The organism is Daejeonella sp. AP26 (genome assembly GCF_056680515.1).
Genome location: NZ_CM155286.1, coordinates 3,089,779 through 3,107,778 on the forward strand (window position 1 = coordinate 3,089,779; position 18,000 = coordinate 3,107,778).

An 18,000-nucleotide genomic window follows, 5' to 3' on the forward strand; every position below is an offset into this window, starting at 1 on the left:
TTCTTATTATCCTCCTGTTAATAAACGTAACATAACACTTCGCCACCGATGTTCAAATTCTTGGCTTCCTTATCAGTCATTACACCTTTAGAAGTAGAAATGATGGCGATTCCTAAACCATTTAATACACGTGGCATGTTATCAACACCAGCATACTTTCTTAAACCTGGTTTACTGATACGGGATATGGTACGTATAGCAGGGATTTTAGTTATTGGGTGATACTTCAGTGCAATTTTAATTGTTCCCTGCGCATCAGTGTCCTCAAACTTATAATTTGTGATGTAACCTTTATCAAAAAGAACTTTTGTCATTTCTTTTTTGAGGTTTGATGCAGGAATTTCAACAACCCTGTGGTTGGCCTTAATGGCATTCCTTACTCTAGTAAGATAATCTGCTATTGGATCTGTATTCATTTTATTGCTTTATGATGGTGGTTTCCTTCCCCAACCTATTCAGGGACGACCTTCCATCGGTTAATTTTTTCTTGAAATGCAAAAGTAGAAATTCAAAACCGACTTATTCTGTTTTGAACTTCAACTTTTAATCTTATTGCTTACCAGCTTGCTTTTTTAACGCCTGGGATTTTACCAGCCAAAGCCATTTCACGGAAAGTAACACGTGAAATACCAAACTGACGCATATACCCACGTGGCCGGCCGGTTAATTTACAACGGTTGTGCAAACGTACCGGAGAGGCATTCTTCGGTAATTTATCTAATCCTTCGTAATCACCTGCCAATTTCATTGCAGCACGTTTATCCGCATATTTGGCAACTAATCGGGCACGCTTAACTTCACGTGCTTTTACACCTTCTTTAGCCATTATATATTTGTATTTGGAGTTTGATTTTTAAATGGTAAACCAAATTGCTTCAACAATTCTAATGCTTCAACATCAGTTTTAGCGTTGGTTACAAAAGTTATATCCATACCCATGATCTTGTTGATCTGGTCGATGTTGATTTCAGGGAAGATGATCTGCTCAGTTATACCTAAAGTATAATTTCCACGGCCATCAAAACCTTTGTCATTAATTCCTTTGAAGTCACGGATTCGCGGTAGTGCTACAGCGATCAAACGATCAAGGAATTCGTACATATTGTTATCGCGTAATGTTACACGCACACCAACCGGCATACCTTTACGCAATTTGAAGTTAGATATATCCTTTTTTGATTTAGTTGAGATAGCTTGCTGACCAGTGATAGTTGTCATCTCTTTGATAGAGTTGTCAATCAATTTCTTATCAGTAACAGCAGCACCAACACCCTGGTTGATTGCAATTTTCTGCAACTTAGGAACCTGCATAACGCTCTTATACTGGAATTTCTCCTTTAAAGCGCTAACGATTTCCTCTTTATATTTTGATTTTAATCTTGGTACGTAAGCCATTACTTAATTTCCTCCCCAGACTTTTTAGTGATGCGGACGGATTTACCTTCAGCATTTTTTTGTTTACTTACACGGGATGGTTTACCTGATTTTGCATCAATCACCATCACATTTGAAATATGCAGGGCAGCTTCTTTCTTAACGATTCCACCGTTAGGTGTAGCAGCGCTTGGCTTTGTATGCTTAGATACCATATTAGCACCTTCTACAATAACTCTGTCCTTAGCTAATAATACTTCTAAAACCTTTCCCTGAGTTCCTTTTGAATCACCGGCCATAATCTGAACCAGGTCACCTTTACGGATCTTGAATTTAGGTTGTTGTTTTTGTTTCTTTTCCATTATTACAATACCTCCGGTGCTAATGATACAATTTTCATGAATTGCTTTTCACGCAATTCTCTGGCAACCGGGCCGAAGATACGTGTTCCACGCGGCTCGTCCTGTGCATTTAATAATACCGCTGCGTTATCGTCAAAGCGGATGTATGATCCGTCTTTACGCCTGATCTCTTTCTTTGTTCTCACAACAACTGCTTTAGAGACAGTTCCTTTTTTAATGTTACCTGATGGCAGCGCACTTTTTACAGTGACAACTACTTTGTCACCTATGGATGCGTAACGCTTACCGGTACCACCTAAAACACGGATCACTAAAACTTCTTTAGCTCCGCTGTTGTCAGCAACATTCAGTCTTGATTCCTGTTGTACCATGTTACTTAGCTCTTTCTAAAATTTCCACTAATCTCCAATTCTTGGTCTTACTCAGCGGACGAGTTTCCATAATTAACACCGTGTCGCCTATTCCGCAGGTGTTAGTCTCGTCATGAGCCATAAATTTGGTAGTTTTCTTAACGAACTTACCATAAATCGGGTGCTTCACTTTCCGCTCTACCGCAACTACAATAGATTTCTCCATCTTGTTGCTTACCACTAACCCGGTCCTTGTTTTTCTTAATTGTCTTTCCATTTTGGACTTTTGATTTATTCAGAAGCGGACTCTGGCTCTGCAGTTGCCTGGGCAGCCGCTTTGCGCTTAGTCAATTCTGTGTTTAAACGTGCTACATCTTTTCTAACTTTAGTAATCCGAGTTGGATTTTCAATAGTAGAAACAGTATGCGCAAATTTTAATTTAGTGAGATTAGCTTTCTCTTCATTAATTCTGGCTACTACCTCTTCAGTTGTAAGCGCTAAAATTTCTGAGTTTTTCATTTTTCTTTATTTATGTTGGGATTGTAAGTTGCAGATGTAATTCAACTTACAACTCTCAACTTATAACTTACAACTAGTTATACTTCAACGTAATCTCTACGTGTCACAAATCTTGTTTGAACCGGTAATTTCTGAGCCGCTAAACGTAATGCTTCTTTAGCAACTTCTAAAGGAACTCCCTCAGCTTCAAAAATCATTCTTCCTGGTCTAACTACTGCTACCCAATATTCCGGAGCACCCTTACCTTTACCCATCCGTACTTCGGCTGGTTTCTTGGTTACTGGCTTGTCAGGAAATATACGGATCCACACCTGGCCTTCACGTTTCATGAAACGGGTGACCGCGATACGGGCTGCTTCAATCTGACGACTGGTGATCCAGGCAGGCTCTAATGATTTGATTCCGAAAGAACCGAATGCAAGTTCAGCACCACGGGTAGCTAAACCTTTCATTTTGCCCTTCTGCATCTTTCTGAACTTCGTTCTCTTTGGCTGTAACATTATCTTATTTTTTTATCGTTATACGATGTCTGAATCATTAATTATTTCTTCGGTCTGAAACCACCGCCAGCGTTACCGCCGCCACGATTTTGTCCAGGGCCTCCGCCACGGTTTGCACCACCACCGGCGCCGCCACCACGATTTTGTCCACCACCTGCACCGCCACGGTTCTGACCACCGCCACGGTTATCACCGCTACGTCTGTCAGCACCTGCGCCACCACGTCTGTCGCCACCGCCGAAACCAGCCGGAGCACCATCTCTACCTTTAACACCAGTTGTTTGACCGATATTTGGAGAAAGATCACGTTTGCCGTATACTTCACCTTTACAGATCCATACTTTAACTCCAATCTTACCGTAGGTAGTCAAAGCCTCAGCTAAAGCGTAGTCAATGTCAGCACGGAATGTATGCAATGGAGTTCTGCCGTCTTTGTATTGCTCGGTACGCGCCATCTCGGCACCACCTAAACGACCTGAACACATAATTTTGATCCCTTCAGCTCCCATACGCATGGTTGATGCGATAGAAGTTTTCATCGCACGACGGAAAGAGATACGTGCTTCCAATTGCTTGGCTACACCTTCTGCTACCAGCTGCGCGTCTAATTCTGGGCGTTTGATCTCAAAAATATTGATCTGAACATCCTTCTTAGTCAGTTTCTTTAACTCTTCCTTGATCTTATCTACTTCCTGACCACCTTTCCCGATTACAATACCCGGACGGGCAGTGTGAACAGTGATGGTGATACGCTTCAAAGTACGCTCGATAACTACTTTCGATATACCGCCTTTTGAAATACGTGCAGAAAGGTATTTTCTGATTTTTTCGTCTTCAACTAATTTCTCGGAGTAGTCATTGCCACCGAACCAATTAGAATCCCATCCTTTGATGATACCTAATCTGGCACCTATTGGATTTGCTTTTTGTCCCATTCCTTAGTTAGCTTTTGGTTCAACATTCTTACTATCAACTATCAACGTAACGTGGTTAGAACGCTTGCGAATTCTGTGACCACGACCTTGAGGAGCTGGTCTTAATCTTTTCAACTGACGCCCACCGTCTACCATGATTGTTTTAACAAACAATTCATTGTCTTCCGGACGTTGGCCTTCGTTCTTAGATTCCCAGTTTTTGATTGCCGACAATAATAATTTCTCAACTCTTATTGCAGCTTCCTTATTGGTATACTTTAAAATGTATAACGCTTTCTCAACTCTTTCGCCGCGGATCAGGTCTACAACCAATCTCATCTTACGTGGTGAGGTAGGGCAATTATTTAATTTTGCTATTGCTTCCATTGCTTATTTTTTCTTATCAGAGTGACCTCTAAATGTCCGGGTTGGAGAGAATTCACCTAATTTATGACCGACCATGTTTTCAGTGACATAAACCGGAATAAATTTATTCCCGTTATGTACCGCGAAAGTATGTCCTACGAAATCCGGAGATATCATTGACCGGCGTGACCAGGTTTTGATCACTGATTTTTTGTTGCCTTCATTCATCGCAGATACTTTCTTCTCTACGTTATGATCTATGTAAGGTCCTTTTCTTATTGAACGAGCCATTATTTCTTCCTTCTCTCTATAATGTAACGATCGGATGATTTCTTTTTGTCGCGGGTTTTGAAACCTTTCGATAACAAACCTTTTCTTGAACGAGGGTGACCACCTGATGATCTACCTTCACCACCACCCATAGGGTGATCGACAGGGTTCATTGCAACACCTCTTACTCTTGGTCTTCTACCCAACCAACGATTTCTACCTGCTTTACCTAACACTTCGTTAGCTTTCTCAGAGTTTGAAACAGTTCCGATAGTTGCGATACAAGTTGCCAGGATCATGCGAGTTTCGCCTGAAGGCATCTTGATGATTGCATACTTACCGTCGCGGGCTGATAGCTGCGCATAAGTTCCTGCACTACGTGCAATGATTGCGCCCTGACCAGGATTCAATTCGATGTTATGAATAATAGAACCTAAAGGGATATTCTTTAATGGTAACGCATTACCAATTTCCGGAGCGGAAGCTTCGCCAGAAACAATTTTCTGACCTACTGTTAATCCTTCAGGAGCAATGATGTAACGTTTCTCGCCATCGGCATAATTTACCAGGGCAATACGTGCGCTACGATTCGGATCGTACTCAATAGTGGCAACAGTTGCGGGGATATCGTTTTTATCGCGTTTAAAATCAATCAATCGGTATGACTTTTTATGTCCCCCACCGAGATAACGCATAGTCATTTTACCGGAGTGGTTTCTACCACCTGACTTCTTAATTGAAGTAACCAACGACTTTTCAGGAACGTTAGTGGTTACATCAGAAAATACTCCTCCTACTCTGAAACGAGTACCAGGGGTAACCGGTTTGAATCTTCTTACTGCCATGTCTTAATTAAATAGTGCTGTAAAAGTCAATTGTTTCTCCATCCTTCAATGTAACAACCGCTTTTTTGTACTTAGCAGCACGGCCAGATGTAATACCGGCTTTCGTGTTACGGGATTTTACTTTACCTACAACTACCATAGTATTGATAGCTTCGATAGTTACGCCATACATTTTTTCGATCGCTTGTTTGATCTCTAATTTGTTGGCTCTGTGATCAGCTTTAAAAGTAAAGCGGTTTAACTTCTCAGTTAATAATGACGCTTTCTCTGTTAAGATCGGTTTCTTTAAAATTTCCATCTTACTTGGCGTATGCCTCCTCCAATGTTTTAACAGTTTCTGTAGTCAGCAACAAAGTTCCGGCGTTCAATACATCATAAGTATTTAACTGAGCAGCGGTTACTACTTTAGCTTTCTTCAAGTTTCTGCTTGATAAGTAAACATTATTATTTGCCTCAGGCAATACCAAAAGTGTTTTAGCGTCAGTCAGATTAAGATCTGCTACTAATTTCACATAGTTTTTCGTTGAAATCGAGTCGAAACTGAATTCTTCTAAAACTAAGATATTGTTATCCTGTGCTTTATAGGTCAAGGCCGACTTACGAGCTAAAGATTTCAGCTTTTTGTTCAGCTTGAAGCTATAATCACGTGGCTGAGGACCGAATACACGACCACCACCATTGAACAATGGAGACTTGATCGATCCGGCACGGGCACCACCTGTACCTTTTTGCTTATATAATTTGCGGGTTGAACCAGCAATTTCATTACGTTGTTTAGACTTGTGCGTTCCCTGGCGCTGATTGGCTAAGTATTGCTTAACATCTAAGTAGATTGCGTGATCATTCGGTGTAACCGCGAAGATCGCATCAGGAAGTTGCACCTTGGCACCTGTTTCTTTGCCTGATATGTTTATTACGTTAACTTCCATCTCCTTATTTATCAACAATTACGTAAGATCCTTTAGCTCCCGGGATAGAACCGCTAACTACGATTAAATTTTGTTCCGGATATACTTTCAGAACTTCAAGGTTTTGGATCTTCACACGATCACCACCCATACGACCAGCCATGCGCATTCCTTTAAATACCCGTGATGGCCATGAAGCAGCTCCAATCGAACCCGGCGCTCTTAAGCGGTTATGCTGACCGTGAGTTTGACCACCCACACCACCAAAACCATGGCGCTTAACAACACCCTGAAAACCTTTACCTTTTGATGTACCAACTACATCTACGAAATCGCCTTCGGCAAAAATTTCTACAGTAACGGTGTCACCAAGGCTTTTCTCATCTTCAAACGTCTTAAACTCCACAAGCTTGCGCTTTGGAGTAGTGTTTGCTTTTGCGAAATGTCCTTTAAGTGGTCCGGATGTGTTTTTCTCTTTCTTTTCGTCGAAAGCTAACTGAACAGCTGTGTAGCCGTCCTGATCAACGGTGCGTAGTTGAGTAACTACACATGGCCCAGCTTCGATCACCGTACAGGGGATGTTTTTCCCGTCAGCGTCGAAAATGCTGGTCATTCCTACTTTTTTTCCAATAATTCCTGACATTTTCTAATAATTCTTTTTGTGCCCATCGAAGCAGTAGGGCTTCGTTCAAGGCAGAGTAAACCCCTTTAAGGGAGGGCAAAGATAGAAAAGTCTTATTAATTATCAAACAGTTAGCGAGTTATTTTAAAAATAATCATTGCAACAACTTGATTGCCGAAGTAAATCCTTATTTTAAAAAAGGAAATCAGAGTTCGATATACATATTTAACAGCCCAAAACACTCTGATCAATTGCTGCCATCCAGGGCAATAGTTCTCGGCGGACGAACACCAGAACAATAAGCGAATAGCAATTTACTGTAGATCGACCACCCTTTTAATATTCAGCCAGGTGATAATCTTCGTGTTTACCAATCTTTATAATTATTATATGGCATAAATTTAACACCAAAACAATAAAATGGACTCTACAAGGGTTTAATGTCTAACTTATCAATGTTCGATTTATTATGTTAAAAAAATTATTTACGTTTTTATTTTTCTCGGCGTTAACTATCGCTACTTCGGCAACATCATTACAGGCGCAGGACACGACTGCGACGGTCGACAAGAGCCTTTCCGGCCAATATCGGGAGATTATTCAAAAGTCAAAAAATAATGCACAGGGATTTAAGATTGTCAATCCAGCGCGATTATCCAGTTTTCAAAGAAATTTTGCCGACTCGTTGCGCCAAACCCGAAATAAACTTACGCAGGCACAACAGCAGATTGCCACCCAAAAGAAAACAATCAGTACACTAAAGGCCGACGTATCGGGTAAGGAACAAAGCTTAACTGAATCTAAATCAATGGTAGATGAGATTAGCCTGCTGGGAATGTCCGTCAATAAATCAACCTATAATTGGATTATGTGGGGTTTGCTGATTGTACTTGCGGCTGCCTTTGCCTTTGTTGTTTTACAATCTACAAGTTTGCGCAAAGAAGCCCGCTATAGAACTAATCTCTATTCGGACCTGGCTGAAGAATTCCAAGCCTTTAAAACCAAAGCTAACGACAAGGAAAAGAAGCTAGCCCGGGAACTTCAGACTGAAAAGAATCGTGTTGACGAATTACTCAAACGATAATTTATCTCGTAACAATAGATCAATTTACAAATTGCCTATTAATTTATACAGCTTTCTTCAACTCGTGTAATTCGAGGATCTCATTTTATGCCTCTCCGCAACTTGAGAGCTATTATTTAATTTTTGGTAGAGTACTTGCACTGGGGTGTGAAACCAACAAATTAAATATATGAAATCTATACACGGATTATTACTGGGCGCTTCAATGACAGTTGCCCTGATGGCTTGTAACAATGATGGCACTACAGATACCGCAGCTGATGCTGATATGGATATGGCCACCGCAACGACGACCGAATCAACAGTTGAGCCAGGCACCTATGTTGATCTCAACACTGGAAAAGAAATTTATATTGTCAGGGATGAAAGCACCGGTTACGCAACTGATTCTATCGCTAAAGTACCAGTTGATTTTTATGTTAATACTTCAACTAACGATACACTCTTCAGAACAGGTATGGTAGTAAACAATATGCTGATCGAAGAAGAAGGAAAGTGGATGCTTGATGAAACGAAAGTTAAAATAGATGGCGATGAGATTAAAATCAAGGACGGCGATTCAAAGGTTAAAATTGATGGCGAAGAGTCAAAGGTAAAAGACGGTGACTACAAGAAGAAGGTTGATGGCGATGATGTAAAGATCAAAGACGGTGATTCTAAAATTAAAATAGAAGACGGTGAAGTGAAAAAGAAGAACTAAGCAAGTCTCTTATTAAAAAATGTCTCTCTATAAACGGGAGACTTTTTTTTGCGTTTAAAAATAAACAGAGGTTATTCTATCTGCAGTTTACGGATCAATTCCGCGCTTCGCTGCCTTCCCTGAAGGAGCCTTTCTGCGAAGAACTCTTTAGTTTGGTCAAAGTGCTGTTTATAACCATCCAGATCACCATAGTAGATTATAGATGACCATTCACGAACCGCTGAATGAAATTCAAGGTCATCGTTCCGAATACTTTTATCGTAAAGTGCTGTCTCAATTGATTCTTCTAACAGATCCTCGTTCTTAAATAGGTATTCAGCTATGCCAAGCCGAAGCCTGAAGGGTGGTGTCTGACAAATCAGGTTATCATAGGGGTTAACTCCCAGATGATACCAGGCATCAACCATACTTAACAGGCTCAAATGCGAGTTCGGTTTAGCCTGTCCAGGCTGGCCCGATAACGAAAACTCCTTCATAATTTTATCGTCCAGCATTAGCGGCGTGCGACTCTCCTGAAATACAAAGTCCCGGGCCTTATATATTCGTTCACGTAACTCAGATTCCTCCTCTTTGATCATCATCTTAAAGAGGTCTGATTCCGATTGCGCATATCGTTTAACCTGCTGTCGAGCGTAAGGATTAAGTATTGCCAGGCCACTGTAGATATGCGATTTATAGCTGAAGATCCGCAGGGTAGTCAAAATCTTAACGTTGTCAATGCCACCCACGTACGAAGCATTCTCCCAGGGGAAAAAACCTGCTCCTTTCCATGCAGTACCCATGCTTTCAAATCCTAAGTGCGTTACCGCCTGGGTATCTGCAACAATTCTGTCGTGCTCATGAAAATCAGCAATCTCGACCATCAGAGAGCCCAGCGAAGCCAGAACATCGGTCATACGCTGATAAGCCTCAGCGCTTGTTCTATGCGGAATAACAATTAGTTTCTGACCTTCCGGATCAAGACCCGGACCATGAAGTGAGTGGCAAGTAACAATATGAATGTCGGAGGGCAGATATTTCTCAAAAGCGGCTATCTCCGGATGCTTAACAGAGGTTTGTCCGGCTACAATCGCACCGAACTTGGTTGATGCGCCATACTGCTCTACAACCCGCGCAATCTTTTCGGCCTCCACAGAATAAATGATTATATCACAACGGCGGGAAACATCTTTTCCATCCGGTAACACAGTGATTCCAAAAGAGGAGAGCTCAGCGTCAAGCTTGTCCCGCAGCTCGGGAAGATCAGCACCAAAAGTTGCATAGCCCGCTCTAGCAAATGCTTTAGCGTAGAGGATGCCCATATCACCCAAACCAATGATACCTATATTCATTTTGCTAAGTTAACAGGGTGCAATGGTTTGTAAACACTTATTAAAAGATTAATTGATGTTGCCAAACGGCGTATAAACGAAAAGAGCTGTCATATTTAATATGACAGCTCTTAACCTTAAATATCGAACAAACTAAACTTTGATCTCTACTTCTACCCCACTTGGCAATTCAAGTTTCATTAGGGCATCAACAGTCTTAGAATTAGAACTATAAATATCTAATAAACGCTTGTAAGCACATAACTGAAATTGCTCACGTGCTTTTTTGTTCACGTGCGGTGAACGTAAAACAGTGTAGATCTTCTTTTCAGTTGGCAATGGAATTGGTCCACTAACTACCGCACCCGTAGGCTTAACGGTTTTTACGATTTTCTCAGCAGATTTATCTACCAAATTGTAATCGTAAGATTTTAATTTAATTCTGATACGTTGGCTCATCTTCTTTGTTTTTACCTTTCAATAAGAGCTATTATTTATTGAAAGTGGATTTATCTATATTGAATGATCTAAAGATTTTTAAAAGATTACACTGATAGAATCGGTGCAATCCTCTAAAAATCCGTGTAATCTTACTAAGCGTTTTGCGCTTTTTTACCTTTTACTTTGGCAATAACTTCTTCCTGAACGTTTCTAGGTGCTTCAGCATAGTGATCAAATTCCATGGTAGAAGTTGCACGTCCTGAAGTGATTGTACGTAACTGAGTTACATATCCAAACATTTCTGAAAGTGGAACAGTAGCTTTAATTACCTGGGCACCTGCACGTGAATCCATACCTAAAAGCTGGCCACGACGACGGTTCATGTCACCGATAACATCACCCATGTTTTCTTCAGGAGTTAATATCTCGATTTTCATGATTGGCTCCATCAACACCGGCTTACATTTCGGTAAAGCTTCGCGGAAAGCCGAACGGGCACAAATCTCGAAAGATAAAGCATCTGAATCGACTGCGTGGAATGAACCATCAATCAAACGAACTTTCATATCCTGTAAAGGATAGCCTGCTAACACACCATTCACCATGGCGGCAGCAAAACCTTTTTCAATAGATGGAATAAATTCACGTGGAATAGAACCACCTGAAATTTCGTTCACAAATTGCAGACCTGCTTTACCTTCATCATTTGGAGAAATGATGATCTGGATATCAGCAAATTTACCGCGACCACCAGTTTGCTTCTTGTACGTTTCACGGTGCTGAGTAGTGCCGGTGATTGCTTCTTTATAAGATACTTGTGGTGCACCCTGATTTACTTCAACTTTAAATTCACGCTTCAAACGATCCATTAAAATATCAAGGTGAAGCTCGCCCATTCCTGAAATAACAGTCTGACCAGTTTCTTCATCCGTTTTAACGTGGAAAGTAGGATCTTCTTCAGATAACTTTCCTAAAGCCATACCTAACTTATCAACGTCAGCCTGAGTTTTTGGCTCAATAGCTAAACCGATAACCGGCTCAGGGAAATTCATTGATTCTAAAACGATCGGATGCTTCTCATCACAAAGAGTATCTCCTGTTTTAATATCCTTAAATCCAACCACCGCAGCAATATCGCCTGCTCCAACATTCGGAATAGGGTTTTGCTTGTTAGCATGCATTTGGAAGATACGAGAAATACGCTCTTTGTTTCCTGATCTCATATTGTATATATATGAACCAGCATCCAGATTACCTGAGTAAACACGGATGAAACACAAACGACCAACAAAAGGATCTGTTGCAATTTTAAAAGCTAAAGCTGCAAACGGCTCTTTTTCCGATGGCTGACGTATTATCTCAGCACCTGTATCAGGATGAGTTCCTACAATACCCTCAACATCCATAGGTGAAGGCAATAACTCCATCACATAATCAAGCATGGTTTGAACACCTTTATTCTTGAAAGATGATCCGCATACCATTGGAACGATCTTCGCATCTAAAACAGCCTGGCGTAAAGCATCTAAAACTTCGCGTTCAGTGATTGTTTCCGGAGCATCAAAGAATTTTTCCATCAAAGACTCATCATATTCAGCAACAGATTCAAGAAGTTTCTCTCTCCACTCAGTTGCTTCTTCAATCATATCCTCAGGAATTGGAACTTCGGTAAAGGTCATCCCTTTATCATGCTCATTCCAAACAATACCACGGAAGTTAATCAAATCAACTACTCCTTTGAAAGTTTCTTCAGACCCGATAGGCAATTGCAATGGAACTGCATTAGAACCTAGCATGTCCTTAACTTGCTTAACAACTTTTAAGAAGTCGGCACCAGAACGGTCCATCTTGTTAACGAAACCTATACGGGCAACGTTGTAGTTATTAGCTAATCGCCAGTTGGTCTCAGACTGAGGCTCAACACCATCAACCGCAGAAAACAAGAAAACTAATCCATCCAATACACGTAATGAACGATTCACCTCTACGGTAAAATCCACGTGCCCTGGAGTATCAATTATGTTGATGTGATATTTCTTATTCCTGTAGTTCCAGTCAACCGTAGTAGCTGCCGAGGTAATCGTGATACCCCGTTCCTGCTCCTGTGCCATCCAGTCCATCGTAGCAGCACCTTCATGTACTTCCCCAAGTTTGTGGCTCACACCAGAGTAGAAAAGAATACGCTCGGTAGTTGTGGTTTTACCCGCATCAATGTGAGCTGCGATCCCTATATTTCTTGTGTATTTTAAATCTCTTGACATTATGTTTATGATTTCTCTATTTTAGAATGATTCCATAGATTTTAAAAGATTACACCGATTTAAAAATCAGTGTAATCGCCTATATCGGTGTAATCCTCTTTATTAGAATCTAAAGTGTGAGAAGGCTTTGTTTGCTTCAGCCATTTTGTGGGTATCTTCTTTCTTCTTAACTGCGGCACCTTCACCTTTAGAAGCAGAAATAATTTCACCGGCCAATTTCTCCATCATGGTTTTTTCACCACGACGACGTGAATAGCTAATTAACCATTTCATTCCTAAAGCAATTTTACGCTCCGGACGAACTTCAGTTGGAACCTGGAAGTTTGCACCACCCACACGACGAGATTTAACCTCAACCGCTGGCATTACATTATTCAAAGCTTTTTTCCAGGCCTCTAATCCGTTTTCACTAGTTTTTTTCTCTACAAGCTCAACAGCGTCATAGAAGATTGAGTACGCGATGGATTTTTTACCATCATACATCATATTATTTACAAACCGGGTCACCATTATGTCGTTAAACTTTGGATCTGGCAGTAAGATTCTCTTTTTTGGTTTTGACTTTCTCATGTTGCTTTCCTCCGTTTATTTCTTTTTACCCTTTGTTGGAGCTGCTGCTACCTGACCTGGTTTTGGTTTTTTAGTTCCGTATTTAGAACGACGTTGGTTACGACCGGCAACACCTGAAGTATCCAATGCACCACGGATGATGTGATAACGCACACCTGGTAAATCTTTTACACGTCCGCCGCGGATCAACACGATCGAGTGTTCCTGCAAGTTGTGACCTTCTCCAGGAATATAAGCATTCACTTCTTTTCCGTTGGTTAAGCGCACACGTGCAACTTTACGCATTGCTGAGTTTGGTTTTTTAGGGGTAGTGGTATACACACGGGTGCACACTCCTCTTCGCTGTGGACAGCTGTCCAACGCTGGGGATTTACTCTTATCCTCCAGAGCTACTCTACCTTTTCTAACTAATTGTTGGATAGTAGGCATTTTTTCCTTTTAGTGATTTGATATTTTTGTCCCTTAATTTAAGGTTTGCAAAAGTAGGAAGTTTATTTTGATAATCAAGGGGTTGAAGAGAAAAAAGTTGAGAGAAAGGTGGGGAGGCCAGGCACGAAAGACATTTCATTTAAATCGACAGATCGATTTTGTTCTACTCAAAAACATTGTCGGGCAAAAAAACCTTCTTTAATCGACCACACAATTGAATCTTCGAATTCCAAGATAATAATTCCCGGGATGTACCTGCCAAAATAAAAATTCACTTTAGGCTAAAGTTCACTTAATGACTAATAGTAGTTTGCTAGTAAAAATTTACTAGCAAACTACTAGCAAACTACTAGGAAAATACTAGGAAACCCTTACTAAGCCTTCGTCAGTCCCTCGCTCGATTGGAAGCAAAATATGGTGTATGCAGAAAGGAATTTTAATGCGGATTTATTAATTCCTAGATTCGCTTTTACTGTTTACAAAACCCGGAAAGAAACAGAGGTATCAAAACAAAATTTGAATGAAAAACTCAACTGCATTGCTCATTATTGGATTTCTTGTTTTAGCTCAAACCAATTTACTGGCGGCCGATCTTTTTAAAGATTCAGACAAGGTTGTCCGCAATAAAAAAAGCATTATCACTGGCGCGGATCAAACTGAAAAATACCTTGACTACCTGAAAGGAAAGCGCGTGGCCATGGTTGCCAACCAAACTTCGATTATTGGCAATAAATTGAGTGTGGACAGTTTACTGAGCCTTGGAGTCAATATTGTAAAAGTCTTCGGTCCGGAACATGGTTTTAGAGGCAACGCCAGTAACGGAGCGAAAGTGGGCAACGAGGTAGATCCAAAAACCGGGATTCCCATCATCTCTCTTTACGGCAAAAACGAAAAACCTACCAAGCAGCAACTGGCGGATGTCGATCTGGTCATCTTTGATATCCAGGATGTGGGATGCCGCTTCTATACTAACATCAATACCCTGGAATATGCAATGGAAGCCTGTGTGGAGAGCAACAAGGAACTGATGATCTTTGACAGGCCTAATCCAAACGGCTACCTGATCGATGGGCCTGTACTTGAAGATAAATACCGCTCTGCGATAGGCATTCATAATATTCCGATGACGCACGCAATGACTATAGGAGAGTTTGCCAGGATGCTTAATGGCGAAGGTTATATTGAGAAAGGAAAGTGCAAACTGAATATCATCGAGGTAGCCAATTACAACCACTCGATGGAGTATGATCTTCCCGTCCATCCATCTCCCAACCTGAACACCCAGCAATCTATTTTGCTGTACCCGAGCCTCGGCTGGTTCGAAGGAACGATTATCAACGAAGGCAGAGGAACACAATCGCCATTTACTATTCTTGGAGCGCCCGGATTGAAAGGCCAGTATAAATTTTCGTATAAGCCCGTGTCTATTCCGGGAATGAGTGAATTCCCGCAGCACAAAGGTCAGCAATCTTATGGAATTGATCTGCGTGAATACGACACGAATATCCTGAGAAAATCAGGGCAGGTGAACCTGGGCTGGCTGATAGAACTTTACAAAGCTTACCCTGAAAAGGATAAATTCTTTCCGGTTAACCCCAAAACAGGAATAGCAACATTTGATCTTCGTTCAGGAACAGCAAAATTGAGGGAGCAAATTACAGCAGGTGTAGCTGAAGCCGAAATTCGAAAAAGCTGGGAACCGGGTTTAAAGGCATTCAAAACCATGCGGGCCAAATATCTACTGTATCCGGACAAATAGGCGCGGACAGAAATACATAACTAACAAGAACCATTAGTATTGATTGGGCTTAATCTTTAAAAATCTCTCCCAGGTTCAGCTCCAGTCCCGGAAAAAGACCCGATCGAACAGTTTCAGTTAGGGAGTATAACTTTGAAGCCTGGTATCGGCCATCTTCGTTAAGCGTGTAAAGGAGGAATGTTTTATCCGCCAGGCTTGCGATCCAATACTCTCTAACACCAAATTCCTGATAAACGTTGTATTTGTTAAGAAGCTCCATTTTATTATTGCCCGGAGAAATAATCTCAACCACAATGTCTGGAGCACCGATACAACCCCTGTCATCCAGCTTAGCTAAATCGCAGATGACACAGATATCGGGCTGCAAAACCGTATAAATATCTTTATCATCCTTGCTATCTTTCGGGAAGCGAACATCGAAGGGAGCTGCATAAACTTTACAAGATTTGTTTTCTAAGTAGCTGAATAATATTTTCAAAATATTGCCTGAAACCTCCTGATGAATACGAGACGGTGCCAGGCTCATTTTATAAACCTGCCCTTTGATCAGTTCTACGCGATCATCAAACAACTAGTTAAGATAGTGAGCATAACTGGATTTTAATGATAAGTCAATGTCTTCGAATCAGAGCCTTTTCGTCTCCGCTATCTGCACTATATGGTCTCGCTATCGCCATTTCAGGGGCGTTGATCAATATAAATATAACATTAATCGTTTAGATCCTGGCGTACCACTGCTGAGTGCAAAGAATCTATTTAATTTATTGAATCAAAGATTGCCCCCGGAGCTATATTGGTATGTCTATAAAATTATATGCCTGAGTAATCGGTAGGACGCAAGAAAAGCACATCAATTTTTGAAACATTGTTCTGGTATTTTTTCATTGCAGAAAGCGTCTTCCATTCCGCATCGTTACCAAAAGTTTTCCAGTGCTGATCTCTGGATGCCATATCTTCAAACGTTGTCATGTACATTAAGTTGGGCATGTGGCCTCCTGAAATCACGCTCCCGTAGAAAACAGCATTGAATCCCAGGCGATCAAATAATTTGATCTCACCGCCTTCGTTGAACATGTGCACTTTATTTTTAAAGATCTCCTCAGTCGAACTTTCATAGCTTCGTAACTCGTAAATTCTTTTCCCGGGTACATTATTCAATGATGGCACTTTAAGGGTTGGCATATCAGAAAAGGCCTTGAGAAGGATAGATTCTATCCGTTTGTAAGGTGGCTGATCGTGTTTAGCATCCAGGTAACTCTTTCCTAGCGCCTTAAACTTCTGATCTTTTTCCAGTTTTTCCGGCAACTCAATAAACTGCTTGACCGATTTAAAAGGTGTTAGCACGTAAATGCGTTTATCTGCCAGGGTATCGTTCCCGATTGGCTTAAATACACCCACTGTTTTAATACCGATATGCTTTAAAGCGGGTAACAACGCATCCTTAAGGTATTGGTCAAGCTGACTTTCCTGAGCTGCGTTTTCAAAATGGTAAATTTTTATCTCATAGACAGAACTGTTTTTGGATTGGCTAAAAACTTCCGGGGTAACTCCGAGTAACATAAGCAGGATCGATAAAAGTCTGAATTTCATAAACTATTGTATTTGATATAAAGTAAACTAAATAAAAGCAAATTTTACAGTCGGTAAAGTTTTTTAAGCTGAAGAGTTTCAGTAACTACCTGAAGTCCACCTAATTATTTAAGAGACTTTGAAAGGCAAAGCAGTAGATTTATCCTCAAAGAAAATGCCTCCGCATTGAACGATTAGTCAGAAGGGGTTTATTCTGTTTGTTTATAATCATGCAACAACTTAGTTTCAATGCGCCTGTCTGGTAAAAACCAGATGAAAGCAACCAGGATGTAGAGCCCAAAACTAATCCATGAATTTAACAAAGCGACAACCAGGGCAGTTACGTATATGGCAACTGATATTTTCCCCTTATTACCTTTTCCCACAGCTGTAGCCAGTTCGGAGGTTTTGCCATGATGTTTGATCAATATGTTAGAAAGAATAGAATAGGCCAACGCACACATTAATAATACGACTCCGTATAAAAAAACAGGCCATTTTGCAAAATGGTTTTCTCCCATCCAGCCGGTAACAAAAGGAATTAATGATAACCAGAACAGTAGGTGAAGATTGGCCCAAAGTGTGATGCCGTTGATAGAATGTACTGCTTGCAGCATGTGATGGTGGTTATTCCAATAGATCCCGATATAAACAAAACTCAGGCAATAACTAATGAAAACCGGGATAAGTGGTTTTAAAGCGGCCAGTTCTATTCCATGCGGGACCTTCATCTCCAGCACCATAATTGTGATAATAATAGCAATAACTCCATCGCTAAAAGCTTCTAATCGTCCTTTACCTATCATTTTTAAATATATAACATTAATGAAATTAATGAGCTGATATA

26 protein-coding genes are annotated in these 18,000 nt (G+C 40.8%); 3 read left to right on the plus strand and 23 right to left on the minus strand.

The features are described from left to right. Positions 1 to 17 precede the first annotated feature (17 nt). The 15 genes from rpsH to rplC form a co-directional block, all read right to left on the minus strand. On the minus strand, positions 18 to 416 hold the full coding sequence (rpsH, locus tag AC1MCB_RS13210; RefSeq protein ID WP_479965185.1) for a 30S ribosomal protein S8: 399 nt from the start codon (positions 414 to 416) through the stop codon (positions 18 to 20). A gap of 140 nt (positions 417 to 556) precedes the next feature. After that, on the minus strand, positions 557 to 826 hold the full coding sequence (gene rpsN, locus AC1MCB_RS13215; protein WP_163402611.1) for a 30S ribosomal protein S14: 270 nt from the start codon (positions 824 to 826) through the stop codon (positions 557 to 559). Then, positions 826 to 1,395, minus strand: a complete 570-nt coding sequence (rplE, locus tag AC1MCB_RS13220; RefSeq protein WP_479965186.1) for a 50S ribosomal protein L5 — start codon at positions 1,393 to 1,395, stop codon at positions 826 to 828. Before rplE ends, rpsN begins: the two co-directional genes overlap by 1 nt. Further along, positions 1,395 to 1,736 (minus strand): 50S ribosomal protein L24, encoded by a 342-nt coding sequence (rplX, locus tag AC1MCB_RS13225; protein WP_479965187.1) that lies wholly within the window; start codon positions 1,734 to 1,736, stop codon positions 1,395 to 1,397. The genes rplE and rplX overlap by 1 nt, the downstream gene beginning before the upstream one ends. 2 nt (positions 1,737 to 1,738) lie before the next feature. Further along, entirely contained in the window at positions 1,739 to 2,107 is a 369-nt protein-coding gene (rplN, locus tag AC1MCB_RS13230) for a 50S ribosomal protein L14 (protein ID WP_010599900.1), read from the minus strand. 1 nt (position 2,108) lies between these two features. After that, entirely contained in the window at positions 2,109 to 2,363 is a 255-nt protein-coding gene (gene rpsQ / locus AC1MCB_RS13235; protein WP_079702232.1) for a 30S ribosomal protein S17, read from the minus strand. A gap of 14 nt (positions 2,364 to 2,377) precedes the next feature. Next, positions 2,378 to 2,605 (minus strand): 50S ribosomal protein L29, encoded by a 228-nt coding sequence (rpmC, locus tag AC1MCB_RS13240; protein ID WP_479965188.1) that lies wholly within the window; start codon positions 2,603 to 2,605, stop codon positions 2,378 to 2,380. A gap of 77 nt (positions 2,606 to 2,682) precedes the next feature. Then, on the minus strand, positions 2,683 to 3,105 hold the full coding sequence (rplP, locus tag AC1MCB_RS13245; protein ID WP_479965189.1) for a 50S ribosomal protein L16: 423 nt from the start codon (positions 3,103 to 3,105) through the stop codon (positions 2,683 to 2,685). A 41-nt stretch (positions 3,106 to 3,146) separates the two neighbouring features. Next, a complete protein-coding gene (rpsC, locus tag AC1MCB_RS13250; protein WP_479965190.1) occupies positions 3,147 to 4,040 on the minus strand; it encodes a 30S ribosomal protein S3 in 894 nt (297 codons plus the stop codon). Positions 4,041 to 4,043: 3 nt separating this feature from the next. Further along, positions 4,044 to 4,406 (minus strand): 50S ribosomal protein L22, encoded by a 363-nt coding sequence (gene rplV, locus AC1MCB_RS13255; protein WP_479965191.1) that lies wholly within the window; start codon positions 4,404 to 4,406, stop codon positions 4,044 to 4,046. A 3-nt stretch (positions 4,407 to 4,409) separates the two neighbouring features. Beyond that, on the minus strand, positions 4,410 to 4,676 hold the full coding sequence (gene rpsS / locus AC1MCB_RS13260) for a 30S ribosomal protein S19 (protein WP_479965192.1): 267 nt from the start codon (positions 4,674 to 4,676) through the stop codon (positions 4,410 to 4,412). Continuing rightward, positions 4,676 to 5,500, minus strand: a complete 825-nt coding sequence (gene rplB, locus AC1MCB_RS13265; protein ID WP_479965193.1) for a 50S ribosomal protein L2 — start codon at positions 5,498 to 5,500, stop codon at positions 4,676 to 4,678. Before rplB ends, rpsS begins: the two co-directional genes overlap by 1 nt. A gap of 7 nt (positions 5,501 to 5,507) precedes the next feature. Further along, a complete protein-coding gene (gene rplW, locus AC1MCB_RS13270; protein ID WP_479965194.1) occupies positions 5,508 to 5,798 on the minus strand; it encodes a 50S ribosomal protein L23 in 291 nt (96 codons plus the stop codon). 1 nt (position 5,799) lies between these two features. Further along, positions 5,800 to 6,429: a 50S ribosomal protein L4 gene (rplD, locus tag AC1MCB_RS13275; RefSeq protein WP_479965195.1), complete on the minus strand. Its 630-nt coding sequence runs from the start codon at positions 6,427 to 6,429 to the stop codon at positions 5,800 to 5,802. 4 nt (positions 6,430 to 6,433) lie between these two features. Further along, positions 6,434 to 7,051 carry a 50S ribosomal protein L3 gene (rplC, locus tag AC1MCB_RS13280; protein ID WP_479965196.1) on the minus strand — a complete coding sequence of 206 codons (618 nt, stop codon included), beginning with the start codon at positions 7,049 to 7,051 and terminating at the stop codon, positions 6,434 to 6,436. Positions 7,052 to 7,499: 448 nt separating this feature from the next. On the opposite strand from rplC, the gene AC1MCB_RS13285 reads away from it, so the two are divergent. After that, positions 7,500 to 8,114 carry a hypothetical protein gene (locus tag AC1MCB_RS13285; RefSeq protein WP_479965197.1) on the plus strand — a complete coding sequence of 205 codons (615 nt, stop codon included), beginning with the start codon at positions 7,500 to 7,502 and terminating at the stop codon, positions 8,112 to 8,114. 169 nt (positions 8,115 to 8,283) lie between these two features. After that, positions 8,284 to 8,814, plus strand: coding sequence for a hypothetical protein (locus tag AC1MCB_RS13290; protein ID WP_479965198.1), 531 nt, complete (start codon positions 8,284 to 8,286; stop codon positions 8,812 to 8,814). A gap of 71 nt (positions 8,815 to 8,885) precedes the next feature. Here the strand turns inward: AC1MCB_RS13290 and AC1MCB_RS13295 are convergent, their stop codons facing one another. The 5 genes from AC1MCB_RS13295 to rpsL all read right to left on the minus strand — a co-directional run bounded on the left by AC1MCB_RS13295 (position 8,886) and on the right by rpsL (position 13,825). After that, positions 8,886 to 10,145 (minus strand): NAD(P)-binding domain-containing protein, encoded by a 1,260-nt coding sequence (locus tag AC1MCB_RS13295; protein WP_479965199.1) that lies wholly within the window; start codon positions 10,143 to 10,145, stop codon positions 8,886 to 8,888. Positions 10,146 to 10,277: 132 nt separating this feature from the next. After that, positions 10,278 to 10,583 (minus strand): 30S ribosomal protein S10, encoded by a 306-nt coding sequence (gene rpsJ, locus AC1MCB_RS13300; RefSeq protein ID WP_002993539.1) that lies wholly within the window; start codon positions 10,581 to 10,583, stop codon positions 10,278 to 10,280. A 134-nt stretch (positions 10,584 to 10,717) separates the two neighbouring features. Continuing rightward, the gene (fusA, locus tag AC1MCB_RS13305) at positions 10,718 to 12,826 is read right to left on the minus strand and encodes an elongation factor G (RefSeq protein WP_479965200.1); all 2,109 of its coding nucleotides are present in this window, start codon (positions 12,824 to 12,826) and stop codon (positions 10,718 to 10,720) included. A 102-nt stretch (positions 12,827 to 12,928) separates the two neighbouring features. Further along, positions 12,929 to 13,396: a 30S ribosomal protein S7 gene (rpsG, locus tag AC1MCB_RS13310; protein ID WP_163402644.1), complete on the minus strand. Its 468-nt coding sequence runs from the start codon at positions 13,394 to 13,396 to the stop codon at positions 12,929 to 12,931. Between the two features lie 15 nt (positions 13,397 to 13,411). Beyond that, complete coding sequence (gene rpsL / locus AC1MCB_RS13315) at positions 13,412 to 13,825, minus strand: 30S ribosomal protein S12 (protein ID WP_163402646.1); 414 nt, start codon at positions 13,823 to 13,825, stop codon at positions 13,412 to 13,414. Between the two features lie 520 nt (positions 13,826 to 14,345). Between rpsL and AC1MCB_RS13320 the strand changes: the two genes are divergently transcribed. Beyond that, positions 14,346 to 15,584, plus strand: coding sequence for an exo-beta-N-acetylmuramidase NamZ family protein (locus AC1MCB_RS13320; RefSeq protein WP_479965201.1), 1,239 nt, complete (start codon positions 14,346 to 14,348; stop codon positions 15,582 to 15,584). A gap of 49 nt (positions 15,585 to 15,633) precedes the next feature. Here AC1MCB_RS13320 and AC1MCB_RS13325 read toward each other — a convergent pair whose 3' ends face one another. From AC1MCB_RS13325 to AC1MCB_RS13335, 3 genes are all read right to left on the minus strand, one after another. Next, the gene (locus AC1MCB_RS13325) at positions 15,634 to 16,155 is read right to left on the minus strand and encodes a Uma2 family endonuclease (RefSeq protein ID WP_479965202.1); all 522 of its coding nucleotides are present in this window, start codon (positions 16,153 to 16,155) and stop codon (positions 15,634 to 15,636) included. Positions 16,156 to 16,394: 239 nt separating this feature from the next. Further along, positions 16,395 to 17,174, minus strand: a complete 780-nt coding sequence (locus AC1MCB_RS13330; protein ID WP_479965203.1) for an NIPSNAP family protein — start codon at positions 17,172 to 17,174, stop codon at positions 16,395 to 16,397. A 188-nt stretch (positions 17,175 to 17,362) separates the two neighbouring features. Beyond that, positions 17,363 to 17,959, minus strand: a complete 597-nt coding sequence (locus AC1MCB_RS13335; RefSeq protein ID WP_479965204.1) for a TMEM175 family protein — start codon at positions 17,957 to 17,959, stop codon at positions 17,363 to 17,365. Positions 17,960 to 18,000 lie beyond the last annotated feature (41 nt).